We start from the raw sequence: 25,914 nt of genomic DNA on the forward strand, positions 1-25,914 counted from the left end.
GGGCCCCGTGCGATCCGCGCGGGGCCCTCGGGCGTGCCAGGGGCGCCCCGGGTGGGTGCGGGGTCACACCCGCCCCCGTCCACAGGCCACCGCAACGGTCAGGCACAGCGGATAGGCTGGGCGGATGACGCGAGCCGAGCAGCCAACGGTCGTGACCGCCTCCGAGAACCCCACCTACGACGAAGCCCTGGCCGCGGATTCCCGCGAGCGAGCGGTGCGCGCCCTGCTGCGCACCCCCGGGCTGCGCCGGCTGTGGAGCGCCCAACTGGTGAGCGGCATCGGCGACGCCCTGGCCCTGTTGGTCCTGGTGCTGCTGACCCTCCAGGCGGCCGTCACGGCCGTCACGGCCGGCGCGGACGGCCTGTTCGGCGACGGCTACCGGGGCGCGGCCTTCGCCGTCGCCGCCGTGTTCGCCGTGCGGATCCTCGCCACCGTCCTGTTCGGCGCGGTCCTGCTCGGGCCGCTGTCGCGGCTGATGGCCCCCGCGGGCAGGCTCGACCGCCGCTGGACGATGGTCGGTGCCGACGGGCTGCGGATCGGGCTGTTCGTCGTCGCCCCGCTGTGGCTCGACTGGATCCCGGCCCACGCCACCACCGCGCTGCTCGCCACCGTCTTCGTCTCCGGCGCCGCCGAGCGCGTGTGGACCCTGGCCAAGGAGAGCGCCGCGCCCGCGCTGCTCCCCGCGCCGCCGCCGGAGGGAGCGACCGTACGGCCGCTCCCCGACCACCTCGACGCGCTGCGGCGCCTCACGCTGCGCACGGCGTTCGCGGCGCTGCCCGCCGCGGCCGCCGCGCTGCTCGCCGCGACCCTGGTCGGGCGGGCGCTGGGGCTCGGCGTGGACTGGTTCGCCGCGAACCCGTCGGCGCTGGGCTCGTACGTGGCCGCCGGCCTGTTCGCCGCGTCGGTCTCGCTGCTGCTGCCGCTGGCGCTGCCCGCCGTGAAGACCCCGAGGCCGCGCTCCCCGCTGGAGGGGCTGCGCACCCCCCGGGTGGGCGAGCGGCCCGAGAAGGGGCGTACGGGCTCGATCCGGCTGTTCGTGGTGGCCTGTGCCGCCGTCGCCGGGGCGGTGGCCGGCGCCGCCTCCGTGGCCGTGCTGCACGCCTTCGACCTGGGCGGCGGCCCGTCCGCGTACGCCCTGCTGGTACTCGCCCTCGTCGGTGGAACCGGCCTCGGCATCCGCGCCACCCAGGCCGGCAAGGTGCTGCCCGGACTGTCCCGGCGCCGGCTGCTGGCCCTGGCGATCGCGGTGGCCGGGCTCGCGCTGCTGCTGAGCGGGCTGGTCCCCGACACGGCGACCGTGGTGTTCCTGGCGCTGCTCGCGGGCGCCGCCGCGGGCGTCGCCGCCAATGCCGGTCACACCCTGCTGGACCAGGAGACCGAGGAGTTCCGCCGGGCCCGGCTGACCGCGCACCTGCAGGCCGTGGTCCGGGTCGCCGTGGCGGTCGGGGCCGTCGGCGCCCCGCTGCTGGCCGCCGCGATCGGACCGCACCGGCTGACCGGCGGCGAGGTCGTCTTCTCGCACGGCGGCGCGGCCTTCACCCTGATGCTGATCGGCGCGCTGCTGCTGCCCGTCGCCGGGGTGGTGCTCGCCAAGGCCGACGACCGCGGCGGCGTACCGCTGCGGCGCGACCTGCGCGAGGCGCTGCGCGGCGGCGAGCCGCTGCAGGCCCCGTCGGCGACCGGGTTCTTCATCGCCCTGGAGGGCGGCGACGGAGCCGGGAAGTCCACCCAGGTGCAGGCACTGGCCGACTGGATACGGGGCAAGGGCCACGAGGTCGTCGTGACGCGCGAGCCGGGTGCCACCCCGGTCGGCAAGCGGCTCCGCTCGATCCTCCTCGACATCTCGTCCGCCGGGCTGTCCAACCGCGCCGAGGCGCTGCTGTACGCCGCCGACCGCGCCGAGCACGTGGACACGGTGGTCCGGCCCGCCCTGGAGCGGGGCGCGGTGGTCATCTCCGACCGCTACATCGACTCCTCGGTGGCCTACCAGGGCGCCGGCCGGGACCTGTCCCCGACCGAGATCGCCCGGATCTCCCGCTGGGCCACCGACGGCCTGGTCCCGAACCTGACCGTGCTGCTCGACGTGTCCCCGGAGGCCGCCCGGGAGCGGTTCACGGAGGCGCCGGACCGGCTGGAGTCGGAGCCGACGGAGTTCCACCAGCGGGTGCGGGCCGGGTTCCTGACCCTCGCCGCGTCCGACCCCGGGCGCTACCTCGTCGTCGACGCCGGGCAGGACCCGGGATCGGTGACCACCGTCGTACGCCACCGCCTGGACCGGATGCTGCCGCTCTCGGAGGCCGAGGTCGCGGCGCAGATCGAGGCCCGGCGGCTCGCGGAGGAGGCGGCCCGGCGCAAGGCCGAGGAAGAGGCCGCCCGCAAGGCGGAGGAAGCCCGGCTGAAGGCCGAGGAGGAGGCCCGCCTGGCCCGGGAGGCCGAGGAGGCCCGGATCAAGGCCGAGGCGGAGGCCGCCGAGGCGCGCCGGCTCGCCGAGGAGGAAGCCGCCCGCGAGGCGGAGGAGGAGCGGCTGCGCGCCGCCGAGGAGGCGCGCGCCCGCGCCGAGGCCGAGCGGCTGCGCGCCGAGGCCGAGGAGAAGGCCCGCGCCGCCGAGCGGGAGCGGATCCGGCTGGAGGAGGCCGAGGCGGCCCGGCTGCGCGCGGAGGCGGAGGCACGGCGGCTGGAGAAGCAGCGCCGCGCCGAGGAGGCGCTGCTGCGGGCCGAGGAGGCGCGCCGGCTGGCGGAGGCCTCGGCGGCCGCCGCGGCGGCGGCTTCGGCTGCTGCGGCCGCTTCGTCCGGGTCCACCGCAGCGTCCACGGCCGCGTCCGGGTCCACCGCCGCGCAGGCGGCCCCGGCCGCCGGCCCGGGACGGAAGGTCCCGATGCGCAAGGAGCCGCACCCGAACGACGCCGTCACCGTCGAGACCCCGCGGATCAAGCGGGCCCTGCGGCCCGACGACATCACCGAGACCGTCCCGGTCCCCAAGATCGACCCGGCGGCGGACGAGACGGCCGTGCTGCCGTCCGTACGCCTCGACGGGCCGGCGGTTGGTCCGGACGCCCGGGACGCGTCGGCGCGTACGGCGCCGCAGTCCGCCCCGGCCACCCGGCCGACGGTCCGCCACTCGCAGGAGAGCCCGGCCGACCGGGTTCCGCCCGGCATCTTCCGGGACTCCGGGAACGACGTGACCCGTGAGCTCCCGGTCGTCGGGGACGACGGCCGGCCGCGCCGGACCCCGTCCGACTGGGCCGAGGCCACTCCGATGGACGACCTGCCGACCCTGGCCGACGAGCTGCTGGGGCCGCGCCGGGACGAGGAGGACGGCGAGGACGGCCGACGCGGCGGGGGCGGCCCGCGCCGCCGCTGATCCGGGGCTGTCGGTGGCGCACGCCACAATGTGATCGGGACGCGCGGGACAGCCGGGCGCGGGACAGAGCAGGACGGCAGGGCGTCGGGCGTGAGTGCGCGGGGCGCGGAGGGAAGGCGGTGGGCGCGATGCCCGTGTGGGACGACCTGGTGGGCCAGGAGCGTGTGCAGGCGCAGCTCGCGGCCGCCGCGCGCGACGCCGATGCCCTGGTCACGGCCGCCTCGGCCGGGACCCCGCCGCCGCCCGCGTCCAGGATGACCCACGCCTGGCTGTTCACCGGGCCGCCAGGCTCCGGGCGGGCCACCGCCGCCCGTGCCTTCGCGGCGGCGCTCCAGTGCGTCAGCCCCGACCGGGCGCTCGGCGGCGAACCCGGCTGCGGGTTCTGCGACGGCTGCCACACCACCATGGTCGGCACGCACGCCGATGTGGAGATCGTCCGCACCGACCTGCTGTCCATCGGCGTGAAGGAGACCCGGGACCTGGTGCGCCGGGCCCAGCTCTCCCCGGCCGTGGGACGCTGGCAGGTCATCGTCCTGGAAGACGCCGACCGGCTCACCGAAGGCGCCGGGAACGTCCTGCTGAAGGCCGTGGAGGAGCCCGCTCCGCGCACGGTGTGGCTGCTGTGCGCGCCCTCGCTGGAGGACGTGCTGCCCACCATCCGCTCCCGCTGCCGGCACCTGACCCTGGGCACTCCCTCGGTCGCGGCCGTCGCCGACCTGCTGGTGCGCAGGGACGGGATCGAGCCCGCCGCCGCCGCCAACGCCGCCCGCGCGACCCAGGGCCACATCGACCGGGCGCGGCGGCTCGCCACCGACGAGTCCGCCCGGACGCGCAGGGCCACCGTGCTCAAGCTGCCGCTGCGGGTGGACGACGTGGGCGGCTGCCTCAAGGCCGCGCAGGAGCTGGTCGACGCCGCCGGCGAGGACGCCAAGCAGATGGCGGAGGAGGTCGACGTCAAGGAGACCGAGGAGCTGCGGGCCGCCCTCGGCGCCGGAGCGGGCGCGGGCGGGCGCATGCCCCGGGGCACGGCCGGTGTGATGAAGGAGCTCGAAGACCGCCAGAAGCGCCGCCGCACCCGTACCCAGCGCGACAGCCTCGACCTGGCGCTGACCGAGCTCACGGGCTTCTACCGGGACGTACTGGCCCTGCAGCTCGGCTCGAACCTGGCCATCGCCAACGAGGACGTACGGCCGGACCTCGACCGGATCGCGCGGGCCTCGGGCCCCGACCGCACCCTGCGGCGCATCGAGGCGATCATCGCCTGCCGGCAGGCCCTCGACCGGAACGTGGCACCCCTCCTCGCGGTCGAGGCGATGACGATGGCCCTGCGCGCGGGCTGAACGCTCCCCGCTCCCTGCTCCCCGCTTCTCCCTTCACCCGTCCGAGCGATCCGGGGCCCGCGCGTGCCGGGTCCGGCACGGGCGTGGCGGCGGGTCCGCCCCCGGTCGGCGGACGGCCGCCCGCCCCACGGCCGCCCCACCGCCCGCCGACATGGACGGCGGGCAGCACGTAGGCTCGCGCCATGGACACCAGGCGTCTGCTGCGTACCACCGGAACCGTGATCGCAGCCGCCGGGCTGCTCCTCTCCGGCTGCACCTCCGGGGGCTCGGACGTGGCCTCGGCCTCGGCGGAGCCGACCGCGGTCCCGGCCGCGCTGCGCCCGTACTACGAGCAGAAGCTGACCTGGCGCGACTGCGGCGTCCCCGGCTTCCAGTGCTCCACCATGAAGGCGCCGCTGGACTACGCGAACCCCGGATCCGGGCAGGACATCGACCTCGCCGTGGCGCGCCGCGCGGCCACGGGCCCGGGCAAACGGCTCGGCTCCCTGCTGGTCAACCCGGGCGGGCCGGGCGGTTCGGGCATCGGATACCTCCAGGCGTACGCGGGCATCGGCTACCCGGCCGCCGTGCGCGCCCAGTACGACATGGTCTCCTTCGACCCGCGCGGGGTCGCCCGCAGCAGCCCCGTCGAGTGCCTGACCGGCCACGGCATGGACCGGTTCACCCAGGTGGACCAGACCCCGGACGACGCCGCGGAGCGCGCCGAGCTGGTGACCGCGTTCAAGGAACTGGCGGCGGCCTGCCAGGCGCGCTCGGGGCGCGTCCTGCCGCACGTCTCCACGGTGGAGGCCGCCCGTGACATGGACGTGCTGCGCGCGGTGCTGGGCGACGAGAAGCTGAACTACGTCGGGGCCTCGTACGGCACCTTCCTCGGGGCGACGTACGCCGACCTCTTCCCGGCCCGCGTCGGGAGGCTGGTCCTGGACGGCGCCATGGACCCCACGCGGCCCGCGCTGGAACTGAACCGCGACCAGACGGAGGGCTTCGAGACCGCCTTCCGCTCCTTCGCGAAGGACTGCGCCAAGCAGTCGGAATGCCCGCTGGGGCGGGGCAACCCCGACGCGGTGGGACAGAACCTGAAGGACTTCTTCCGTAAGCTCGACGCCCAGCCGGTCCCCTCGGGCGACCCGAACCGCCCGCTGGGCGAGTCCCTCGCGACGACCGGCGTGATCGCGGCGCTGTACGACGAGAGCGCGTGGCCGCAGCTGCGCACGGCTCTCACCGACGCGATGAACGGCGACGGGTCCGGGCTGCTGGCCCTCGCCGACAGCTACTACGAACGCGACGCGGACGGCACGTACGCGAACCTGATGTCCGCCAACGCCGCCGTGAACTGCCTCGACCTGCCGCCGGCGTTCGACGGCCCGGAGGGCGTCCAGTCCGCACTGCCCTCCTTCGAGAAGGCTTCGCCGGTCTTCGGCGCGGGCCTGGCGTGGGCCTCGTTGAACTGCACGTACTGGCCGGTGAAGGCCACGGGCAAGGCGAGGCCGCTGACGGCGAAGGGGGCGGCTCCGATCGTGGTGGTCGGCACGACGCGCGACCCGGCGACCCCGTACAAGTGGGCCAAGGCCCTGGCCGGCCAGCTCGACTCGGGCACCCTGCTGACGTACGACGGCGACGGCCACACGGCGTACGGACGCGGCAGCGAATGCATCGACACCGCGATCAACCGCTACCTCCTGCAGGGCCAGCCCCCCGCCCCGGGCAAGCGCTGCTGACCCTCCCGATCATCCCGGTACGGGGCACCCCGTTCGACCCTGTAGACTTGGCGCCGCTGCTGATGAGAGCTTCCCCCAGGGGAAATCTTCTTGTCTTACAGCGGTGCCGCCTTAGCTCAGTTGGCCAGAGCAACGCACTCGTAATGCGTAGGTCTCGGGTTCGAATCCCGAAGGCGGCTCTGTAGAACCCCCAGGACTCACTCGCCGTGACCTGGGGGTTTTGCTTTTTCCGGGGTCCATGGGCGCGTGCGTCGGCTGAGGCCCGAGACCCCGTGCGTGAGCGATGCGCGAGCGGAGGGGCTGTTAGCCCTTCTTCGCGGCCTTCTTGGCCTTGGCCTTCGCCTTCGCGCCTCGCTTGGTCTTCTCGGCGGCCTTGCGGGCCTGCTCCTCCTGCTCCGCCTTGCGTTGGAGGGGGACCAGCTTGGCGGTGGCCTCGGCGGCGCTCTTGCCGACGTGGGGGAGCACGCTCTGGTAGATGTCGCGCGTGATCCGGGTGTCGGGGATTGATCCCGTGGCCAAGGAGGAGCGTGGCGGTGCGCACGGCGTCCAGCGTCGCTGGAGGTGCCACGTCAGTGAAGTGCCCGTAAACCAGGGCCTGCCATTGTTGCTGCGTACGTGCCCAGGCGAGACGTTCCAGGCCGGTTCCGAGGTCGACGGTCATGCAGGTCGGGTCGTCGGCGCTCCACAGGACGACGATGTCGCCAAGGTCGAGGCCGAGGTGGCGGAAGTGCAGCGTGATGCCCGCGACTTCGCGCCGACGCCACGGGGTGAGAGTCCCGTGGACGCTCACGTGGCGTGCGTGGAAACCGAGTTGTTGGGAAGGCTTAGCTACCAGGGAAGTCGCAGACGCCGACGAGCACGTCATGCCTCCGGTGTTCCGTCCGCCGAGATACGGCGGAAGCCGAGGTACGGGAAGAGGGATTCGGGAAGGACGAGGGAGCCGTCCTGCTGCTGGCACTGTTCGAGGAGCGCGGCGACGGTGCGGCCGATGGGGAGGCCGGAGCCGTTGAGGGTGGCGACGAGCTTGGGCTTGCCGTCCTCGCCTCGGGTGCGGATGTTCGCGCGGCGGGCCTGAAAGGTGCCGAAGTTCGAGATCGAGGAGATCTCGCGGTACGTGTTCTGGCTCGGGATCCAGACCTCGATGTCGTACGTGAGCTGGGCCGAGAAGCCCGTGTCGCCTGCGGCCAGCTTGACGACGCGGTACGCGAGGCCGAGCTCCTTCAGACACGCCTCGGCGTGGCCGACCATCGCCTCCAGCGTGGCGTCCGCGTCCGCCGGGTCGACCATCTGGACGATCTCGACCTTGGCGAACTGATGCTGGCGGATCAGACCGCGGGTGTCACGACCGTACGAGCCCGCCTCGGACCGGAAGCACGGCGTGTGCGCGGTCAGGGACAGTGGCAGGTCGGCCGGCGGGATGATCTCGTCGGCGTAGAGGTTGGTCAGCGGCACCTCGGCCGTCGGGATGAGGAACAGCTCACGGTCGGCTACGCCGGTCTTGAACAGGTCCTCCTCGAACTTCGGCAGCTGTCCGGTACCGGTCATCGTTTTGCGGCTGACCAGGTACGGGACCGCGTACTCGACGTAGCCGTGCCGGCGGGTGTGGATATCGAGGAAGAGCGTCGCCAGGGCGCGCTCCAGGGCGGCGCCCGCCCCGCGGGAGACGACGAACCGGGGGCCCGACAGCTTCGTCGCCCGGGCGAAGTCGAGGATGCCGGTGCTCTCGCCGAGGTCGACGTGGTCCTTCGGCTCGAAGGAGAAGGCCGACGGGGTGCCGACGCGCCGGACCTCGACCGCGAACTCGTCGGAGTCGCCGTCCGGGGCCGCGTCGTCCGGCAGGTTCGGGATGGTCAGGAGCAGATCACGTAGCTCCTCCTGCACCTGCTCCTGCTCGGCGTCGATGTCCCGGATCTGGCCCTTCAGCTCGCGGGCGCGCTCCTTCAGCTTGGAGATGTCGCCGCCTTGCTTGGCCGTCTGCTGGACCTCGCTCGCCACCCGCTTGGCCTCCGCCCGCAGCTCGTCGGCTGAGCGGATGCTCTGGTTGCGCCGGGACTGGAGGTCTTCCAGACGGGACAGGTCCAGGGAGTAACCGCGACGAGCGAGCCGACGAACCGCTTCGGCACCCATTTCAATCAGGGCGCGGGCATCGTGCATGAGGAAGATCCTTTTTATCCAGCGAGTGGGGTGGGGGTTCCCGATCGACGGTAGCAACCGCGGCGGCCCTTGCCGGGTCGAGACGACGCGTGCGTGGACCACCCGCCCGCAGATTCGAGGCGCCTGCGGGCGCGACCCTCGACGGGCAGCAGGCGCGGACGGCGCCGGGCCAGCGCCGTCCGCGCCTGCGGCACGGATTCCGGCACCGGATGGCCAGCGTCAGCGACGGAGAGCGGCGTCCAAGTGCTTCTGCACCGGCTCGAACAGGCCGTACGGGACGTAGTGCGCAATCTCGGCATGGGCAACCCAAGCGAGTTCCGCCAGCTCGTCGGTGTCCGCGACGTGTGCGTGGCCGCCGATCACCTCGCAGGCGGTGTAGGACATCAGTCGGCCGGTGGCGGGGTGGACCCGTTCGCCGAGGAGCCTCACCGCCTTCACGGTCAGACCAGTCTCCTCCTGGGTCTCGCGTACGGCGGCGTCCTCTCGGGCTTCGCCCGGCTCGACCTCGCCGGCGGGGAACTGCCAGGAGAGCTGGCCTTCGCTGACCCGGCGCCGGACCATGAGCACGCGGCCTTCGTGCACCACGATGGCCGCGGCGATGCCAGGTCGCTCCTCAGCGTTCCGCTGCGTCACGTCTGCTCCTCCAGGACTGCCAGGATGGGTGGGAAGATCGTATCGACGGGGATGAACCGGGTCAGCGAGTTTTTCGGAACCCACATGACGTCCACGTTCTCGACGGCATCGGTGTTGGCGGCCTCGCCGGCCAGGTACTCGGCGTGACCTGGGGCTTTTCATGCCCTTTTCCGGCAGCGGCCCGTCGCGACGAAGCGGCCGTCGGTTTCGAACGCCGGGGTGTTCCGGCCGTGGTCGTGCTCGGCAGTGCCGTCTTCCCCGCCCCCCCCGGCCTTTTGGATCGGTGCCGTGCGGTCCGCCCGACGTCGGCTCCGGGGCGTTGCCGGATGCCGTGCGGTGGCGGAGATCGGATGCCGGACGCGGTGTGGCACCCGGGTGTGGCGGGTGCGTAGTGGGGGTGGGGTGGGTCTCCGGCGGGGTCCTAGTGGGGTTCGAGTCCGGCATCGGGGTCGGCTGGCACCGTTGCGTGGGGGACGCGGGCCGGTCGGAGGCCTGTCGGCCGAGGCCCGGATGAAGGAGTTCCTGTGGTGAAGATCGTTTTGATGTCGGGCAGTACCCGTCAGGACTCGGTGAACGGCGCCGTGCTGGCGACGGTGCGCCACATCCTGGCGGGGCTGCCGGACGGGCACGAGAGCGTGTCCCTGGCCGTGGCGGACCTGCCGTTCTACGAGGCCGGGCTGGAGCGGTCCGGTGCCTCGGCGGCGGTGCGCGAGGCCCAGGAGCTGGTCGCCGGCGCCGACGCGCTGTTCATCAGCACCCCCTCCTACAACGGCGAGATGCCGGGCGCGCTGAAGAACGCGCTGGACTGGCTGTCCCGCGGCATCGACGGCCCGAGCGCGCTGACCGGGAAGGTGACGGCCGTGGCCAGTGCCTCCCCCGGAGCGCGCGGCGCCCTCGACGCCCAGGCCGGGCTGGTCGGCGTACTCGCCCGGTGCGGTGCGCGGGTCGTGGAGCACGAGCCGGTCGCCGTCGCCGGGGCGGGCGGGCAGGCCACCGAGGACGGCCGGTACACCGACCCGGAGCTCGTGGCGCGGCTGGAGAGCCTGACCGGAGCGGTGCTGGCGGCGGTCGACACGGCCGAGGTGCTCGTCTGATGGCCGGTGACCGGATAGGGCTCTTCCGGATCATGAAGGAGGACCTGGAGGTGGTGGTGGCGCGGGACCCGTCCATGCGCAACCGCCGCGAGGCGCTGCTGCACGCGGCGCTGCCCGCGCTGTGGTCGCACCGGGTCGCGCACCGGCTGCACGGGCGCGGGATGCGGATGACCGCGCGGATCATCGCCTGGTACGCACGCCGCGGCACCGCCGTGGAGATCCACCCCGGTGCCGTGCTCGGCCGGCGCGTGTTCATCGACCACGGCGCGGCCGTCGTGATCGGCGAGACCGCGGTGGTCGGGGACGACGTGACCATCTACCACCAGGTGACGCTGGGCGCCGTCGGGTGGTGGAGCGACAACGCCCGCCCCGAGGGCGAGCGCCGCCATCCGGTGGTGGGCCGCAACGTCGTGCTCGGCACGAACGCGACCGTGCTGGGTCCCGTCACCATCGGCGAGCACGCCGTCATCGGGGCACAGGCGCTGGTCAACAAGGACGTGCCTCCGGGAGCACGGGTGCTGGCGGCCACCGCCGTGATCAAGGCGGTCGGCAAGGAGCCGGAGCCCATGGAGGACCTGTACGCCGTGACCGCCTCGGCCGGCTCCTGGTAGCCCCGTCCGCGTTCCGGCCCCGCCGGCGTACGGCCGTCCGTACGACCACCCGAACCAGCAGCCGTACGAACCGACTTGTGAGGACCCAGACGTGGACAGCAGTGAGAACCGCCGCATCGCCGACAGCATCGAGGACCTGATCGGGTCGACCCCGCTGATCCGCCTGCGCTTCGAGGACACCGCCCCGGGCACCGAGGTGCTGGCCAAGCTGGAGTCCGCCAACCCGATGTCCACCAGCAAGGACCGGGCCGCCCTGTTCATGCTGCGCGCCGCCGAGGAGCGCGGCGACATCACGCCCGGCAGCGGCACCGTCATCGAGGCGACCTCCGGCAACACGGGCATCTCGCTGGCCGCGCTCTGCGCCGCCCGCGGCTACCGCTGCGTGATCGTGCTGCCCGACAGTGCCACCCGCGAGCGGGTCTCCCTGCTCAAGGCGCTCGGGGCTGAGGTCGTGCAGACCCCGCGCGACGCGGGGTACTCCGGCGCGATCGCCAAGGCCGAGGAGCTGCACGCGTCGATCCCCGGGTCCTGGTTCCCCTGCCAGCACGAGAACGCCGACAACGTGCGGGCGCACTACGAGACCACCGGCCCGGAGATCTGGGCCGACACGGCCGGCCGCGTCGACGTGCTGGTCTGCGGCGTGGGCACGGGCGGGACCCTGACGGGCATCGCGAAGTACCTGAAGGAGCAGGACCCGACCATCCGGGTCGTCGCGGTCGAGCCGGAGAACTCGCCCGTGCTCTCCCAGGGCACCGGCGGCCAGCACCGGATCCCCGGCCTCAACGGCGGCTTCGTGGCCCCGACCACCGACGTCGCCCTGATCGACAGCGTGGTGACCGTCTCCGACGAGGACGCGATGACCGCCGCCCGGGGGCTCGCCCGCCGTCAGGGCGTCTTCGTGGGGGTCTCCTCCGGCGCCGTCGCGCACGCCTGCGCCCGGCTGGCCGCGCATCCGGACTACATCGGGGCCTCGATCGTCACGGTGCTGCCCGACACCGGCGAGCGCTACCTCAGCCTCTGGGAGGAGGACGAGGCGGAGGCCGGCGCCACCGCCTCCCGGGACGCCGTGGTCAAGCCCGTCGCCGAGCAGCCCGTCGCCGGGAAGCCGGCCGCCGGGAAGGCCGCCGCCGGACAGCCCGCCGCGCTGACCGTGCGGTCCTGACCCCCTCCGCCGCGGGGCCGGCCTGCGCCCTCCCCCTTCGCAAAGGAACCCAGACATGCCGGTGACCGCCCAGCACACCGAGCCCGTCCCCGTACCCGCCGAGAGCGCCGGCCCCGCCGGCGGCGGGCGCGAGGGGGCCGCGGCATGAACGTCCGCGACCTGCATCCGAACATCAAGCTGAGGCTCGGCGTCGGATTCGTCCAGCGGCTGCTCGGCATCATGCTGATGCCGCTGATGGTCATCCACCTCGCCACGCTCTACGGGGCGGCCGCGGCCGGCGTGCTGACCATGGTGGTGGCCGCCGCGGGCATCGCCAGCAACTTCCTCGGCGGCCACCTGGCCGACGTCCACGGCCGCAAGCCGCTGATGGTCGCCGGCGAGGTCGGCGCGGCCCTCACCTTCGGGCTGCTCGCCCTGGCCAACTCGCCCTGGTGGCAGTCCGGGGCGGTGACCTTCGTCCTCTTCCTGCTCAACACCTGCCTGGCGAGCGCGGCCACCCCGGCCGCCGACGCGATGATGATCGACGTCTCGACCCCCGAGACCCGGACGCTCGTCTACACGATCAACTACTGGTCGATCAACATGGCGTTCACCGCCGGAGCCCTGATCGGCGGCTTCTTCTACGGCGACCACTTCACCCTGCTGCTGACCGCCGCGGCCGTACTGTCCGCGGCGACCGCGCTGGTCGTGCGGTGGTGGATCGCCGAGAGCGCCCCGGAGTCGGCCAAGGAGCAGGCCGCCGGCGTTCCGGCGATGCTCCGCGGCTACCTCGCCGTCTCCCGGGACCGGGTGTTCCTGCGGCTGGTGGGCGCCGCGATCCTCACCCGGGCCGTCGAGGTCCAGATCGGCTACTACGTCGCCGTCCGGCTCGCGGACGAGTTCCCCGAGCAGGCGCTGGCAGGCCTGGAGCGCTGGTTCCCGGCGGTGGACGGGGTCGCGATGCTCGGCATCCTGAGGGCGGTCAACACCGCGCTGGTCGTCGTCTTCGCCCTGTTCACGGGCAGCATGTTCCGCCGGCTCCCGGACCGGGTGCGGCTCTACGCGGGCATCGCCGTCTTCACCGCCGGATACATGGTCCTCGCCGTCAGCAACAGCGGCTGGATCCTGATCGCCGGCGCGGTCGTGTTCACCCTCGGGGAGATCATGAACGTGCCGGTCAAGCAGGCCATCCTGGCCGACCTCGTCGACCCGGTCGCCCGCACCAAGTACCTGGCCGCCTACGGCCTGGTGCCGCGCATCGGACTGCTCGTCGGCTCGCTGTGCGTGACCGTGGGGGCGTTCCTCTCCCCGGTCGGCATGAGCCTGCTCTACGGAGCCGCCGGCCTCGGCGCCATCCTCGTCTACCGCTCCCTGCTGCCGCTGCGCGAGGCCCGCCGGGCCGCCGCCGAGCAGGACCCCGCCGCCGCGGACCAGAACCCGCAGGCCGCCGCGCCTGTCCGGAACGGAGCCACGTCATGACCCACCCCCGCACCGCCGGCCGGCTCCTGATGGTGATGCCGTACGAGCAGCTCGTCCGCAAGGCCGTCGAGGCCGGCTTCCGGGTCTGGTCGGTCTGGGACCCGAAGCTGCGCACCGCCGCCTACCTCGACCAGGTCGCGGCGCACTCGGAGGAACTGCTCCTCACCGACTTCGAGGACGAGGCCGCGCTGCGCGCCCTGGTGGCCCGCACGGCCCGGGAACACCGGGTCGATCACGTACTGCACCTGGGCAGCGAGCGGAGCATGGCCCCGGTGGTCGCCGAGGCGGAGGCGCTGGGCCTGTCCCCGAACAGCGCCGCCTCGGTGCGGCTGCTCAACGACAAGAACGCCATGCGCGGCCTCCTCAACGCGGCCGGCGTCTCCGTGGTCCGCGCCCGGGAGGCCGCCGGCCTCGCGGAAGTCGAGCCGCTGCTGGCGGAGTTCGGGCTGCCGGCCGTGGTCAAGCCCACCAACTCCGCCGGCAGCCGTGGGGTCGCGCTGGTGCGCACCGTCGCGGACCTGGCCGAATGGACCGAGCGGGTCAAGGCGGCCGGCATCGAAGGCCCTTTCATCGTCGAGGAGTTCCTGGAGGGCCCCGAGTTCAGCGTGGAGACCCTGAGCGTCGGCGGCGCGCACCAGGTCGTCGGGATCACCGCCAAGCAGACCAGCGGGCCGCCCGGATTCATCGAGACCGGGCACGTCCATCCGGCCCCGCTCGACCCGGCGCAGGCGCAGGACATCCGCTCCACCGTCACCGCCCTGCTCGACCTCTCGGGCTTCGCCTTCGGCCCCGCCCACACCGAGGTGATCCTCACTCCGGCCGGGCCGCGCGTCGTGGAGTCCCAGGCCCGGCTCGGAGGCGACAGGATCCCGCTCCTCGTGGAGGTGGCCACCGGCTTCGACCTGGAGGCCGCGATCTTCCGCGGGCTGGCCGGGGAGGACGTGCGGGCGCCCGCCGCCCACCGGTACGCCTGCGTCGGCTTCTTCCGGCTGCCCGCGGGACGGCTGGAGTCCGTCGAGGGCCTGGACGAGCTCAAGGCCCTGGACCACGTGCACGCCGTGCACTTCCCGTACGGACCCGGTGACGTCCTCCCGCTCACCACCGATTCCGGCACCCGCCACGGCTACGCCGTCGTCGACGCCGCGAGCCCCGCCGAGGCCGCCGAGCGGATCTCAGCGGCCCACGCGGCACTGCGCGCCCGGACCGCCCCCACCCCGAAGGAAGCCCTGTGATGACCGCGCCGACCGCGCAGACCGCGCCCGCCCCCGCCCCGAGCGCCGCCCCCGGCGACCGGACCGTGCTGCTCGTCGGCGGTACCGACCAGCACCTCGAACGGGCCAAGGACCTGGGCGTACGCGTGGTCCTGCTCCAGCACCCCGACAAGGTCAACGCCTTCCAGACCGGGCTGGCCGACGTCCTCCTGATGATCGACTACACCGACTGGGCGACCGTACGGCCGCTCGCCGAGGCCGCCCGCGAGGTCTGGGACTTCGACACGGTCGTCTCGCTCACCGAGGGCGGCCTGGACACGGCGGCCCGGCTGAACGACCACTTCGGCTTCCCCGGCACCCGCCCCGAGGTCAGCCGCCGCATGCGCAACAAATACCTGATGCGGCAGCACCTGACCGACCACGGGCGGCTGTCGATCCACTGGGACCGGGTCACCGACCGGGAGTCCCTGGACGCCTTCGCCGGGCGGGCCGGCTTCCCGTTCATCGTCAAGCCCACCGACGCCACCGCGAGCTTCGGCCTGATCAGGGTGAACGGCGCCGCGGAGCTCGACGCGGTGTGGGAGCGGATCGAGGAGCTGCGCGGCCGGCGCACCGACCGCGGCTCGACCCTGTACACGGTGAACGAGTTCCTGATGGAGTCCTACCTCGACGGCCCCGAGTTCAGCGTGGAGGCCCTCAGCTTCGCCGGCCGCCACGTGGTGGTCGCCGTGACGGAGAAGCTCGTCGACGACACGCACTTCGCGGAGCTGGGCCACGCCCTGCCCGCCCGGCTCGCACCGGGGGACCACGCCCGGATCACGGCCGCGGTCGCGGACTTCCTCGACACGATGGGCGTGACCGACGGGCCGAGCCACACCGAACTGCGCCTCGGATCCCGCGGCCCGGTCGTCATCGAGTCCCACAACCGGGTGGGCGGCGGCCACATCAACGAACTCGTCGAGGCGGCCTACGGGATCGACCTCATGGGCTACGGGATGGCCTGGCCCCTGGGCCTCGTCGAGCCGCTGGCCGGGCCCCCGGCGGCCCGCGCCGGGGCCTGCACCCGCTTCGTGCTCCGCGACCCCGGAACGGTCACCGCCGTGTCGGGCGTGGAGGAGGTCGCCGCCCGCGCCGACGTGCTGGCCGTGGAGGTCTCCGTACGTCCCGGCGACCCGGTGCGCCCGCTGCGCGACAACTGGGACCGCCTCGGCTTCGCCGCCGTGACGGCGGCCGACACCGACGCGGCGATCGCCCTCTGCGAGCGGCTCACCGCGCAGATCCGCATCGACGTCGCCCCGGCCGCCGGGGCCGCGCAGGACCCGGCCGCCGCCCTCGGGGCGGCGGCGTGACCGCGCTCGTCCTGCACCGCTTCCCGCTGGACCCGTTCCCGTACGACCGGTGGCTGGACGGACTCGACGGCGGCGTCGTGCTGATCGCGGCCCGCGACCGGATCGAAGGGGGAGGCGAGCGGGTCCCGGACGGCCCCGGTGGCTACCGCCGGCTGGAGGTCCTCGACAGCTTCGACGACGAGGAGCGGCTCGACCGGCTGGCCGAGGACCTGGCCCACGCGTACGAGGTCACCCACGTCATCGCGTTCCACGAGGCGGACCTGCTCCGGGCGTCCCGGCTGCGGGAGAAGTTCGGCCTGCCCGGGCAGCTGCCGGACGGGGTCCTGCCCTTCCGGGACAAGGTCCTGATGAAGGAACGTCTGCGGGCGGCCGGCGTCGAGGTCGCCCCGTACGCGCTGCCCGCCACGGCGGACGGGGCGCGGGCCTTCGCGGCGGAGCACGGCCTGCCGGTGGTCTTCAAGGCCCGCGACGGCTTCGGCTCCGTCGGGCTGCGGATCGTGGGGACCGCCGGGGAACTGGAGGAGTACCTGGCCGGGGCCTACGCGCCCGCCGCCGGTCTCCGTGAGGACCTCCTGGTGGAGGCGTACGTACCGGGCCGGATGTGCCACGTGGACGGGGTGGTCGTGGACGGACGCACCGTCATGGCCTGGCCCTCGCAGTACCAGTACGACCTCGCCTCCTTCCAGGCCGATCCCGGTGCCCGGGTGGACCTCACCCTGGACCCCGGGGACCCGCTGACCCCGCGCCTGCTGGCGCTGGCCGAGGAGGCCCTCGGGGCACTGGGCGGGCCGGCGGACCACGCCTTCCACGCGGAGGTCTTCCACACGCCCGACGACCGCCTCGTGGTCTGCGAGGTCGCCGCCCGGCCGGCGGGGGCGCGCATCCGGGACGTGCTGGACGCGGTGTTCGAGGTGCACCCCGTGGAACTGGCGGTGCGGGCCCACACGGGACTGCCCCTGCCGGCCCTGGCGGGGCTCCGGGCCGGGCCGGAGGGCGGGCGGCTGCGGCCGGTCCGCATGGCGGGGCAGGTCCTGATGATGAAGCGGCCCGGAACGGTCCGCGCCATCCCGGTGATCCCGGAGGAGCCCTGGGTGCGGTTCTACGGGGTCTTCGCCGAGCCGGGGGAGGTCCTCGCCGAGGCCGCCCTCTCCTCGGACTTCCTGGCCGCGGCGGTGCTCTCGGCGCCGACCCGGCAGGAGTGCGAGCGGCGCCTGAGGGACCTGGGCGGCCGTTTCGAGACGGAGATCGTGATCGACTGATCCGGCCCGCAGCCCGCCCGCCCCGGCCCCGCCCCTTCCCCTTCCCGGCCCCCTCGCCCCTGCGGTCGCAGGGGCGAGGAGGGCGGGGCTAGCGTGGGGAGGGGGCGGCGGCGCACGGGCAGGAGGCCGGGCATGACGACACGGTGGCGCAGCGCGGCGGTCGCGGCCGCCGCGGCGGGTCTGGTGGTGGTGCCGGTCGGCGTCGGAGCGGGCTACGCCCGGTACGCGCAAGCGCCCCCGGCGGCGGCAGCGGCGACCCCCGCGGCCACGCCCTCCCCGACCCCCGCGGCCCAGGGGTTCCCGAAGCTCACCCCCGAGGTGACGGCGCGGCTGGACGCGGCCGTGCTGAAGGTGCTGCGCGAGGCCAGGGTCCCCGGGGTCATCGTGGCCCTCTCCGCCCCCGGCAAGGGCGAGTACGTACGGGCCTTCGGCGTGGCCGACAAGGCGACCGGAACGCCCATGACACCCGGCCTGAACATGCGGATCGGCAGCGAGACGAAGACCTTCACCGTGACGGCCCTGCTGAGACTGGTCGACCAGGGCAAGGTGGGCCTGGACGACACCGTCGGCCGGTACGTCGCGGGCGTCCCGAACGGCGACAGGATCACCCTGCGCGAGCTGGCCGGCATGCGCAGCGGACTGTTCAACTACTCGGAGGACGAAGGGTTCTTCAAGGCCCTGACGAGCAACCCCCGGCGGAACTTCACGCCGCGGGAGCTCCTCGCGTACTCCTTCGGGCACCCCGTGAACTTCGCGCCGGACGCCAGGTTCGAGTACTCCAACACCAACCTGATCCTGCTGGGGCTGGTGGTGGAGAAGGTGAGCGGGAAGAAGCTCGCCGACTACATCGACCAGCAGGTGGTCAAGCCCGCCCGGCTGAAGCACACCCTCTTCCCGACCGGCGCGGAGTTCCCGAGTCCGCACGCGCACGGCTACACGGACCAGACCGCCAGCGGGAAGACCGAGGACGCCACCGACTGGAACCCCTCCTGGGGCTGGGCGGCCGGAGCGATGATCTCCGACCTCCCCGACCTGCGGAGCTGGGCCAAGACCCTGGCCACCGGCACCCTGCTGACCCCCGCCACCCAGGCGGAGCGGCTGAAGGTGAGCCCGGCCGGTGACCTCCCGGACACCGGCTACGGCCTGGGCATCTTCAACGTCGAGGGCTGGATCGGCCACAACGGATCCCTGCCCGGCTACCAGTCGCTGACCGTGTACCTGCCGCAGGAGCGGGCCACCATGGTCGTCCTGCTCAACACGGACACCGCCTCCGACGGCGCCGAGCCCAGTGCCCTGTTCGGTGAGGCCATTACCCGGGTCGTCACCCCCCAGCACCTCTTCAGGCTGCCCCCGCAGCCCGTCACGGGCCACTGAGGGACCTCCAGGATCCGCCGCTCCCGCCCGCCCGCCCCGCGCACAATGGGGCGGGCACGACGGCGGAACGAGGGAGACGTACATGGGTGACGACCTGACGGTGGAGATCCGCGAAGCGGGCGGGGCGGACGTGGAGACGGCCACCGGGCTGTTCCTCGGCTACCTCGACTTCTACGGGGTGCCCGCGGCCCGGGACCGGCAGGGCGCCCGGGAGTTCCTCGCCCGGCGCATCGCGAAGGGCGAGTCGCTGGTGCTGCTCGCGGACGTGCCCGGAGCCGGAACGGTCGGCTTCGCACAGGTCTACCGGGCCTTCTCCTCCCTCACCCTGGGCACGGCGTGGATCCTCAACGACCTCTACGTCGCCCCGTCCGGCCGCCGCACCGGCGCGGGCCGGGCGCTGCTGCGCGAGGTGCTGCGCCGGGCACGGGAGGAAGGGGTGGCGGGGGTGCAGCTGGAGACCGCCTACGACAACCGGGTCGCGCAGGGGCTGTACGAGTCGGAGGGCTTCGTGCGCGAGGAGTTCCACGTGTACTTCCACGACTTCGGCCGGGCCTGAGGAACGGCCCGGGTGCCCTGCGGCCGACGCGGGTCATTTCGCGTCGGCGTAGCACTCCACGACCGCGGTGGTGAAGGGGAAGCGGACCGGAGTGTTGCCGAAGGTGAGGCGGCCCGCCCGGTCGGCGGCGGCCCGGATCGCCTCGGCGACGGCAGGCGCCTCCTCGGCGGGGCAGTGCACGATCACCTCGTCGTGCTGGAAGAACACCAGCTCCGCGCGCATCCCCGCCGAGGCGAGGGACTGGCGCAGCGCGGCGAGCATCAGCAGGGCCCAGTCGGCGGCGCTGCCCTGCACGACGAAGTTGCGGGTGAAGCGGCCCCGGGCGCGGGTGTCGGCGGAGGCGTAGCTCGGTGTCCAGCCGTCCGGGCGGCTCCCGCGGTCCGGGCGGCCGGTGCCGTCCGGGAGGTCCCCGGAGTCCTGGGGGAGCCCCGCTTCGCCCCCGTCGTCCTCGGCGGCGGTCACGGGCGGCGGGCAGGTCCGGCCGAGCCAGGTCCGCACGAGCCGGCCCTCCTCGCCCGCCCGCGCGGCCTCGTCCACGCAGGCCACCGCCCGCGGGAACCGGCGGCGCAGCGCGGCCAGGTTCTTCAGGCCGTCGCCGGAGGTCTGCCCGTAGACCGCGCCGAGGACGGCGAGCTTGGCCTGTTCCCGGTCGCCGGAGAAGCCCTGGCGGGAGACGGCCGCGTAGAGGTCCTCGGCGCGGCCCGCCACCTCCATGAAGGCCGGGTCGCGGGAGATCGCGGCGAGGACGCGCGGCTCCATCTGGTCGGCGTCGGCGACGACCAGCCGCCAGCCGGGATCGGCGACGACCGCCCGCCGGATCACCTTCGGGATCTGCAGCGCCCCGCCGCCGTTGGTGACCCAGCGGCCGGTGAGGGTGCCGCCGGGGAGGAACTCGGGGCGGAAACGGCCGTCGTGGACCCAGTCGGCCAGCCAGGACCAGCCGTGGGCGGTGTAGATCCGGTACAGCTTCTTGTAGGCGATCAGCGGTTCCACGGCCGGATGCGCGAGCTCCTGGATCTCCCAGCGCCGGGTGGAGCGCAGCTTGATCCCGGCCTCCGCGAACGCCTTGATCACGTCGGCCGGCAGATCGGGGCGCACGCGGCGGCCGAACGCGGCGGAGACCTCGTCGGCGAGCGCGGCGAGCCGGCGGGGCTCGCCACGGCCCGCGTAGCGCTCGCCCAGCAGCTCGGTCAGCAGGGCGCGGTGGACGTCGGCTCGCCAGGGCAGCCCGGCCCGGTGCATCTCGGCCGCGATCAGGAACGCGGCCGACTCGGAGGCGGTGAGCAGCCGCATCCGGTCGGGACGGTCGGTCGCGGCGAGGCGGCGCGTCTGGTCGGCGTGGACGGCGAGCAGGGCGTCGAGGGAGACCGGGACGGCGGGCCGCGGGTCGAAGAGGGAGTCCTGGGTGCCGGGTTCGGCGGCGCGCTGCGGGGGGTCCGCCGGGACGGGCGCGTCGTTGAGGCGCGCCCAGGCGGCGGCCGCGGAGCGGGGTTCGCCGAAGCGGCCCTCGTGGCCGAGGAGCAGCAGCTCGGCGTCCTCGACGTCGTGGCAGCGCTCGACACGGACGCCGGCGGCGAGCAGGCGGGGGTAGACGGCGGCGGTGGACCGCCAGATCCAGCGGGTCGCGGCGGGGGCGGCCCGGACGGCCTCGGCGGGGTCGCGGACGCGCAGGCGGGAGCCGGTGGCGGGCGGCACGGGCGCGGCGTGCCACCAGCCGTCGCCGTCTTCGGCGAGGGCCCAGGGGCCGGGTGCGTCGCTCACGGGTGCGAGTGTCCCACCGGGGTCTGACAAGGGCCTTCCCGGCGCGGCCGGGCCGCGGGGGCGGGGCCGCGCGCGCCGGGAGCGGACCGGCCGGGCGCGGGGGGCATGTCAAGCTGAAGGGGTGAGTGAGTTCGCCGCAACCGTTGACCGGGCCTTCGCCGCCGCCCTCTACGCCCAGGACGACGCCGGGCTGGACACGGGCGCCTCCGTGCTCGCCGCCGAGCCCGCGAGGTGGGGCGGGGTCGGGCGGGAGCTGCTCGCGCGCGGGGAGGCGTACGTACGGCAGGCCTGGGAGCGGGGCTGGCAGCCCGCCGACGTGCTGCGGCTGGTCCGCCGCGACCTGGACGAGCTCCACCTGCGGATCACCGCCGACCTGGTGGCCGCCGAGGCGCGCCGCTACGCACGCCTCCCGGAGCGGTGGACCGACGCCGAGCTCTGGTGGGACGAGGACGGGGCGTACGCCGAACAGCTCGCGCGGCGCGTCAAGGCGGACCGGTTCACCCTGGCCACTGCCGTCCTGGAGGTGCTGCGGCTGCTGGTGCGGCTGCCGTCGATCGAACCGGTCGGCCCGCTCCCCGGTGACCTCACCGAGCAGGCGCACGCGCACATCGAGCCGCGGATGCTGGGGCGGATCCGGGCGCTGCTCGCGAAGGCCGAGGCGACGACGTACCCGGAGGAGGCCGAGGCGCTCAGCGCGAAGGCGCAGGAGCTGATGGCCCGCCACACGGTGGACGAGGCGTTGCTGGCGGCGCGCGGCGGCGGCCCGGCGCAGGTCCCGGGGGCCTGCCGGATCGGGGTGGAGCCCCCGTACGAGGAGGCCAAGGCGGTGCTGCTGGACGCGGTGGCCACCGCCAACCGCTGCCGGGCGGTGTGGAACAGCGGCTTCGAGTTCTCCACGGTGGTCGGCTTCGAGAGCGACCTGGAGGCGGTGGAGCTGCTGCACACCTCCCTGCTCGTGCAGGGCACGGCGGCGATGACCCGGGCCGAAGCGGCGCAGCGGGCCGGCGGGCGCAAGCGGACCAAGACCTTCCGGCAGTCCTTCCTGCTCGCCTACGCCAGTCGGCTCGGCCGCCGGCTGGCGGAGACCGCCGAGCACACGGCCACCGAGGCGGCGGACAACCTGCCCGCCCTGGTGGCCCGGGACGTCGCCGTCACCTCGCGGGCGGACGAGATGTTCCCCCGGACCACGACGACCCGGCTGCGCGGCGCCACCGACCACGCGGGCTGGGAGGACGGCACGGCGGCCGCCGACGCCGCGCACGTGGGCGCGGGGCGGCGGCCCTCGCTTCCCGGCAGGGGCTAGACGGCCGGAGGCTGGGCGGCCGGGGTCTGGGCGGCCGGGGTCTGGGCGGCCGGGGTCTCCGGGCGGGTCTCCGGGCGGGCGCCGTCCTCCGTGCGCATGGCCCGGGCCTCCGACTTCAGGATGCGCGCCGACTTCCCCAGGGAACGGGCCATGTCGGGCAGCTTCTTCGAGCCGAACACCAGCAGGCACACCACCAGGACGATGATCAGGTGCCAGGGCTCTAGGCCATTGCGGAGCATGTGCGTACCCACCTTTCGGACGACGGCCGGACCGTGACTTCGGCCGGTTGATGATCCGTCCCATGGAACAGCGGGGCAAGGGCTGCGCACAAACCTGAAGAAACCCTGAAGAAACCCTGAAAACGGCTACGCTCGACGCCATGAGCTGGCTCCGGGCGCTGAAGGACACCGCCCGCTCGGGCATGACGGTGGAACGGACCCGGCTGGAGCCGCTCGCCGCGGTCCGCGCCGCCGCCGGGCTCGCGCTCGTCATCGGCTTCGGGCTGGCCTTCCTCGGGCCCGGGGCAGCGGCCAGTTCCGCCTTCGGCGCCTTCATGGCCGCCATCGCCTCCTTCCAGCAGAGCTGGCGCCCGCGCCCGGTGCTCGCCCTCGCCTCGGGGCTGACCCTGGCCGTCTCCACCTTCGTCGGCTACCTGGTGGGCTCCTCCACCACCGTGCTCTTCCTGCTCCTGCTAGCCGTCTGGACGTTCGTGACGGGGATGCTGTGGGCGGCCGGGCCCACCGCCGGGATCATCGCCTCGGGCAACGTCGCGATCATGCTGGTCACCGTCACCCTGCCGACCTCCGTCGCGCAGGCCGCCGGGCACGCCGTGGTGATCGCGGCCGGAGGGATGGTCCAGGCGCTGCTGATCGTGATGTTCCCGATCCGCCGCTGGGGCGACCGGCGCGACGCCCTGGCCGACGCGCTCGCCGCCGAGGCCGACTACGCCCGCCGGCTGCGGCAGGACCCCGCCGCCTCCTTCGACCCCGTACCGCTGATGAAGGCGCGGGACGCCGCCGCCGTCACCGTCCGCCAGGCCCGGCGGCGGCCGGCCGAACTGCACGGGGCGCGGGGTCTGGCCGAGCGGATCCGGCCCGTGCTGGCCTCGCTCGCCGACCCGGCCGTCGGGGCTCCCGCGGAGGGTCCGGCCCGGGAGCGCGTGCGGGAGCTGCTCGCCGCCGCCGGGACGGTGCTGGACGCCGCCGCGCACGCGATCCGCCACGGGGACCCCGTACGGCTGCCCGCGCCGGCCCTGTCCGTGCTCAAGGCCCCGGACCTGCCCGACCTGCTCGCGGGCCCGCCGCTGCGGGCCGCGCGGCGGCTGGCCGCGCTGCTGGACGACGTCCTGGAGACGGCCGGTCCGGGGTCCGGTCCGGGGTCCGGGCGGATCGCCGACCCGGCCGAGTCGATGCTGCGGCCCACGCTGCCGGAGCTGGTGCCGCTGGTGGCGCGGGCCGTACGGGCCGAACTGCGGCCGGGGTCGCCGATCCTGCGGCACGCCGTACGGGTCACGGCGGTGGCCTGCGCGGGATATCTGATCGGGCAGGCGCTGCCGTTCGGGCACGCCTACTGGGCGCCGATGACCTCGGTGATGGTGATGCGGCCCGACTTCACCCAGACCTGGTCCCGGGCCGTGGCCCGGTTCGGCGGCACCCTGGTCGGGGTCTTCGCCGCGACCGCGATCGTGCAGCTGGCGCAGCCCGGGATGTACCTGTCGGGCGCGCTCGCCGTGGTCAGCGCGGGCCTGATGTACACCCTGATGCGCACCGGGTACGCCGTCGCACAGGCCTTCGTCTCGGCCTACGTTGTCTTCCTGCTCGGCATGGGCGGCGTCCGCTGGGACCAGACCGTCCCCGACCGGATCGCCCTGACCCTGGTCGGCGGGGTCCTGGCGATGGTGGCGTACGCCGTCTACCCCGCCTGGGAGACCCCGCGGCTGCGGACCCGCCTCGCCGACTGGCTGGCTGCCGTAGGGCGGTACGCGGCCGCCGTGCTCGGGCAGTACGCCGACCCGGCCGGGGCCCGGCGGGCCGACGTGCGGGAGGCGCTGCTGGCGTCCCGGGACGCCCGGATCGCCTGGCAGGAGGCGCTCGCGCGGGCGGCGGGGGAGCCGGTGCGGCACCGGGGGCTGTCCCGTGCGGCCGCCGACGGGGCGGGGGACGCCCTTGCGGCGCTGGGCCGCCACGCGATGCTGTGGGAGGCCCACCTGCCGGACCGGACCCACGCCCCGGTGCCGGGGGCGGCGGAGCTGGCACGGGCCCTGCGCGAGGCGACCGAGGCGGGGGCGAAGGCGGTGCGGGAGCGGCGGGTCCCGGAGTGGGAAGGGGTCCGGGGACTGCTGCCCGACGGGAACGCCCCGGAAACAGCCGTTCTGCGGGGGGCCGGGGAGCAGCTTCTGGAGGCGCTGGACGAGGTGTCCGAGGCGCTCCGCCCGTAGAAAGTGATCAACAGTGACCGGTTCTGCACCGCGCGTGCACGTGCATCTGCCCATGCATGCACTGATGAACACAGCTATGATCCGGTGGAGTTGACATCTGCACTATCGGGGGCTTCCTGTGGACCACGCGTACAACGGGATGGCAGCTGCAGAACTCGCTTCCTTGTATGAGCTGACCTGGCAGAAGAGCAGACACAGCAACTCGCAGGGATCCTGCGTGGAGTTCGCCAAACTGCCCGGCGGTGACGTCGCCATGCGCAATTCGCGCTTTCCCGACGGACCGGCGCTCGTGTATACGCCGGCCGAGATCGAGGCGCTGCTGCTGGGCGTCAAGGACGGGGAGTTCGATCATCTGATCGGCTGACGGAACAGCGCATCAATTCGAGCCGTGCACGTGCACTGGCCGGGACTGATCGAAACGATCAACCCCGGCCAGTTGTCCTGTTCGCGGCGTCGTGCTCCCCGTCGGCGCGGCCCCCTCGGGAGGGTCAGTCCTGGAGCATGAAGAGCGCCCAGACGACCTTGCCGGTCAGCCTGCCCGCGAGCGGGTGCCAGCCCCAGTTGTCGCTGTAGGCGTCCACGAGGAACAGTCCGCGCCCGGACTCCAGGTCACAGTTCTCGTCCGTCCGCTCCGGTGTGAACGCGCCGCCCGGCCGCTCCTCGCTGGGGTCGCGCACCGCGCACACCAGCCGGGTGCTCCACCGCATCAGGTGCAGCCGCACGGAGCCCTCGGGCTCCCCGCCGCAGCCGCGCGCGTCGTCCGGCAGGGCGTGCCGCAGCGCGTTGGTGACGAGTTCGGACACGACCAGGGAGACGTCGTCGAAGCGTTCGTCCAGGCCCCACTGGGACAGGGTGGACCGGGTGAACGAACGGGCGCCGCGCACCGCCTCGAAGCGGGCGGGCAGGGCGCAGGAGGCGGACCCGGAGACAGCCGTGGGGTCGACCGGGGGCAGCCCCTGCCGTAACGGCTCTAGCACGGTCGATCCATTCGTCCCCATGCGAGGCACTCCCGGGATTCGCGGACGGCGCGGCGGCTTTGTCCGAAGAGAACTGCGGGGTGGGTCCGGCGCCGGCGCGAAGAGCACGCAGGTGCGCGGCACCATCGTTCCGAATGCCGAAGCCGGATGCAAGGG

General features: G+C 74.1%; 20 protein-coding genes, 1 tRNA gene and 2 pseudogenes. 16 read left to right on the forward strand and 7 right to left on the reverse strand.

Going from position 1 to position 25,914, the window contains the following annotated elements:
• Positions 1-124: 124 nt before the first annotated feature.
• The 4 genes from tmk (at position 125) to ACEPPI_RS09755 (ending at position 6,598) form a co-directional block, all read left to right on the forward strand.
• On the forward strand, positions 125-3,361 hold the full coding sequence (tmk, locus tag ACEPPI_RS09740; RefSeq protein ID WP_373914827.1) for a dTMP kinase: 3,237 nt from the start codon (positions 125-127) through the stop codon (positions 3,359-3,361).
• Between the two features lie 128 nt (positions 3,362-3,489).
• Complete coding sequence (locus tag ACEPPI_RS09745; RefSeq protein ID WP_373914866.1) at positions 3,490-4,701, forward strand: DNA polymerase III subunit delta'; 1,212 nt, start codon at positions 3,490-3,492, stop codon at positions 4,699-4,701.
• A 182-nt stretch (positions 4,702-4,883) separates the two neighbouring features.
• The gene (locus ACEPPI_RS09750) at positions 4,884-6,419 is read left to right on the forward strand and encodes an alpha/beta hydrolase (RefSeq protein ID WP_373914828.1); all 1,536 of its coding nucleotides are present in this window, start codon (positions 4,884-4,886) and stop codon (positions 6,417-6,419) included.
• A gap of 105 nt (positions 6,420-6,524) precedes the next feature.
• Positions 6,525-6,598: transfer RNA gene (locus tag ACEPPI_RS09755), tRNA-Thr, on the forward strand.
• 124 nt (positions 6,599-6,722) lie between these two features.
• On the opposite strand, the pseudogene ACEPPI_RS09760 reads toward ACEPPI_RS09755, so the two are convergent.
• The 4 genes and pseudogenes from ACEPPI_RS09760 to ACEPPI_RS09775 form a co-directional block, all read right to left on the reverse strand.
• A pseudogene (locus ACEPPI_RS09760) lies at positions 6,723-6,917 on the reverse strand (integrase); the annotation flags it as partial.
• 363 nt (positions 6,918-7,280) lie between these two features.
• Entirely contained in the window at positions 7,281-8,573 is a 1,293-nt protein-coding gene (gene serS, locus ACEPPI_RS09765; protein ID WP_373914829.1) for a serine--tRNA ligase, read from the reverse strand.
• 219 nt (positions 8,574-8,792) lie between these two features.
• Entirely contained in the window at positions 8,793-9,206 is a 414-nt protein-coding gene (locus ACEPPI_RS09770; RefSeq protein ID WP_373914830.1) for an NUDIX hydrolase, read from the reverse strand.
• Positions 9,203-9,346: pseudogene (locus tag ACEPPI_RS09775) on the reverse strand (NUDIX hydrolase); the annotation flags it as partial. The pseudogene ACEPPI_RS09775 and the gene ACEPPI_RS09770, both read right to left, overlap by 4 nt.
• Before the next feature lie 387 nt (positions 9,347-9,733).
• Here ACEPPI_RS09775 and ACEPPI_RS09780 point away from each other — a divergent pair.
• From ACEPPI_RS09780 to ACEPPI_RS09820, 9 genes are all read left to right on the forward strand, one after another.
• Entirely contained in the window at positions 9,734-10,300 is a 567-nt protein-coding gene (locus ACEPPI_RS09780) for an NADPH-dependent FMN reductase (RefSeq protein WP_373914831.1), read from the forward strand.
• The gene (gene epsC / locus ACEPPI_RS09785; RefSeq protein WP_373914832.1) at positions 10,300-10,911 is read left to right on the forward strand and encodes a serine O-acetyltransferase EpsC; all 612 of its coding nucleotides are present in this window, start codon (positions 10,300-10,302) and stop codon (positions 10,909-10,911) included. The genes ACEPPI_RS09780 and epsC overlap by 1 nt, the downstream gene beginning before the upstream one ends.
• Before the next feature lie 91 nt (positions 10,912-11,002).
• Complete coding sequence (locus ACEPPI_RS09790) at positions 11,003-12,073, forward strand: PLP-dependent cysteine synthase family protein (protein WP_373914833.1); 1,071 nt, start codon at positions 11,003-11,005, stop codon at positions 12,071-12,073.
• Positions 12,074-12,217: 144 nt separating this feature from the next.
• Positions 12,218-13,531 carry an MFS transporter gene (locus tag ACEPPI_RS09795; RefSeq protein WP_373914834.1) on the forward strand — a complete coding sequence of 438 codons (1,314 nt, stop codon included), beginning with the start codon at positions 12,218-12,220 and terminating at the stop codon, positions 13,529-13,531.
• A complete protein-coding gene (locus tag ACEPPI_RS09800; RefSeq protein WP_373914835.1) occupies positions 13,528-14,763 on the forward strand; it encodes an ATP-grasp domain-containing protein in 1,236 nt (411 codons plus the stop codon). Before ACEPPI_RS09795 ends, ACEPPI_RS09800 begins: the two co-directional genes overlap by 4 nt.
• The gene (locus ACEPPI_RS09805; protein WP_373914836.1) at positions 14,763-16,091 is read left to right on the forward strand and encodes an ATP-grasp domain-containing protein; all 1,329 of its coding nucleotides are present in this window, start codon (positions 14,763-14,765) and stop codon (positions 16,089-16,091) included. Before ACEPPI_RS09800 ends, ACEPPI_RS09805 begins: the two co-directional genes overlap by 1 nt.
• A complete protein-coding gene (locus tag ACEPPI_RS09810; RefSeq protein ID WP_373914837.1) occupies positions 16,088-17,350 on the forward strand; it encodes an acetyl-CoA carboxylase biotin carboxylase subunit family protein in 1,263 nt (420 codons plus the stop codon). The genes ACEPPI_RS09805 and ACEPPI_RS09810 overlap by 4 nt, the downstream gene beginning before the upstream one ends.
• Before the next feature lie 132 nt (positions 17,351-17,482).
• Positions 17,483-18,724, forward strand: a complete 1,242-nt coding sequence (locus ACEPPI_RS09815) for a serine hydrolase domain-containing protein (protein ID WP_373914838.1) — start codon at positions 17,483-17,485, stop codon at positions 18,722-18,724.
• 82 nt (positions 18,725-18,806) lie between these two features.
• On the forward strand, positions 18,807-19,280 hold the full coding sequence (locus tag ACEPPI_RS09820; RefSeq protein WP_373914839.1) for an N-acetyltransferase family protein: 474 nt from the start codon (positions 18,807-18,809) through the stop codon (positions 19,278-19,280).
• 33 nt (positions 19,281-19,313) lie between these two features.
• Here the strand turns inward: ACEPPI_RS09820 and ACEPPI_RS09825 are convergent, their stop codons facing one another.
• The gene (locus ACEPPI_RS09825) at positions 19,314-21,041 is read right to left on the reverse strand and encodes a bifunctional 3'-5' exonuclease/DNA polymerase (protein WP_373914840.1); all 1,728 of its coding nucleotides are present in this window, start codon (positions 21,039-21,041) and stop codon (positions 19,314-19,316) included.
• A 121-nt stretch (positions 21,042-21,162) separates the two neighbouring features.
• On the opposite strand from ACEPPI_RS09825, the gene ACEPPI_RS09830 reads away from it, so the two are divergent.
• Positions 21,163-22,344, forward strand: coding sequence for a DUF2786 domain-containing protein (locus ACEPPI_RS09830; protein ID WP_373914841.1), 1,182 nt, complete (start codon positions 21,163-21,165; stop codon positions 22,342-22,344).
• Here ACEPPI_RS09830 and tatA read toward each other — a convergent pair.
• Positions 22,341-22,583, reverse strand: a complete 243-nt coding sequence (tatA, locus tag ACEPPI_RS09835) for a Sec-independent protein translocase subunit TatA (RefSeq protein WP_373914842.1) — start codon at positions 22,581-22,583, stop codon at positions 22,341-22,343. The genes ACEPPI_RS09830 and tatA overlap by 4 nt on opposite strands.
• A gap of 140 nt (positions 22,584-22,723) precedes the next feature.
• Here tatA and ACEPPI_RS09840 point away from each other — a divergent pair, with 140 nt between their 5' ends.
• Together ACEPPI_RS09840 and ACEPPI_RS09845 are read left to right on the forward strand one after the other, a co-directional pair.
• On the forward strand, positions 22,724-24,781 hold the full coding sequence (locus tag ACEPPI_RS09840; RefSeq protein ID WP_373914843.1) for an FUSC family protein: 2,058 nt from the start codon (positions 22,724-22,726) through the stop codon (positions 24,779-24,781).
• Positions 24,782-24,899: 118 nt separating this feature from the next.
• Positions 24,900-25,145 (forward strand): DUF397 domain-containing protein, encoded by a 246-nt coding sequence (locus tag ACEPPI_RS09845; protein ID WP_030228447.1) that lies wholly within the window; start codon positions 24,900-24,902, stop codon positions 25,143-25,145.
• Positions 25,146-25,269: 124 nt separating this feature from the next.
• On the opposite strand, the gene ACEPPI_RS09850 is transcribed toward ACEPPI_RS09845, so the two are convergent.
• Complete coding sequence (locus ACEPPI_RS09850; RefSeq protein ID WP_373914844.1) at positions 25,270-25,779, reverse strand: ATP-binding protein; 510 nt, start codon at positions 25,777-25,779, stop codon at positions 25,270-25,272.
• Positions 25,780-25,914 lie beyond the last annotated feature (135 nt).

The organism is Streptomyces sp. AB3(2024) (assembly GCF_041862025.1).
In the GTDB taxonomy this organism is placed as follows: domain Bacteria; phylum Actinomycetota; class Actinomycetes; order Streptomycetales; family Streptomycetaceae; genus Streptomyces.

Excerpts from the sequence above, each read along its gene's own strand:
- ACEPPI_RS09795 (WP_373914834.1), top strand. The coding sequence starts at position 12,218 with ATGAACGTCCGCGACCTGCATCCGAACATCAAGCTGAGGCTCGGCGTC.
- ACEPPI_RS09750 (WP_373914828.1), top strand. The coding sequence starts at position 4,884 with ATGGACACCAGGCGTCTGCTGCGTACCACCGGAACCGTGATCGCAGCC.
- ACEPPI_RS09840 (WP_373914843.1), top strand. The coding sequence starts at position 22,724 with ATGAGCTGGCTCCGGGCGCTGAAGGACACCGCCCGCTCGGGCATGACG.
- ACEPPI_RS09820 (WP_373914839.1), top strand. The coding sequence starts at position 18,807 with ATGGGTGACGACCTGACGGTGGAGATCCGCGAAGCGGGCGGGGCGGAC.
- ACEPPI_RS09805 (WP_373914836.1), top strand. The coding sequence starts at position 14,763 with ATGACCGCGCCGACCGCGCAGACCGCGCCCGCCCCCGCCCCGAGCGCC.
- serS (WP_373914829.1), bottom strand. The coding sequence starts at position 8,573 with ATGCACGATGCCCGCGCCCTGATTGAAATGGGTGCCGAAGCGGTTCGT.
- tatA (WP_373914842.1), bottom strand. The coding sequence starts at position 22,583 with ATGCTCCGCAATGGCCTAGAGCCCTGGCACCTGATCATCGTCCTGGTG.
- ACEPPI_RS09850 (WP_373914844.1), bottom strand. The coding sequence starts at position 25,779 with ATGGGGACGAATGGATCGACCGTGCTAGAGCCGTTACGGCAGGGGCTG.
- ACEPPI_RS09800 (WP_373914835.1), top strand. The coding sequence starts at position 13,528 with ATGACCCACCCCCGCACCGCCGGCCGGCTCCTGATGGTGATGCCGTAC.
- ACEPPI_RS09745 (WP_373914866.1), top strand. The coding sequence starts at position 3,490 with ATGCCCGTGTGGGACGACCTGGTGGGCCAGGAGCGTGTGCAGGCGCAG.
- tmk (WP_373914827.1), top strand. The coding sequence starts at position 125 with ATGACGCGAGCCGAGCAGCCAACGGTCGTGACCGCCTCCGAGAACCCC.
- ACEPPI_RS09815 (WP_373914838.1), top strand. The coding sequence starts at position 17,483 with ATGACGACACGGTGGCGCAGCGCGGCGGTCGCGGCCGCCGCGGCGGGT.
- epsC (WP_373914832.1), top strand. The coding sequence starts at position 10,300 with ATGGCCGGTGACCGGATAGGGCTCTTCCGGATCATGAAGGAGGACCTG.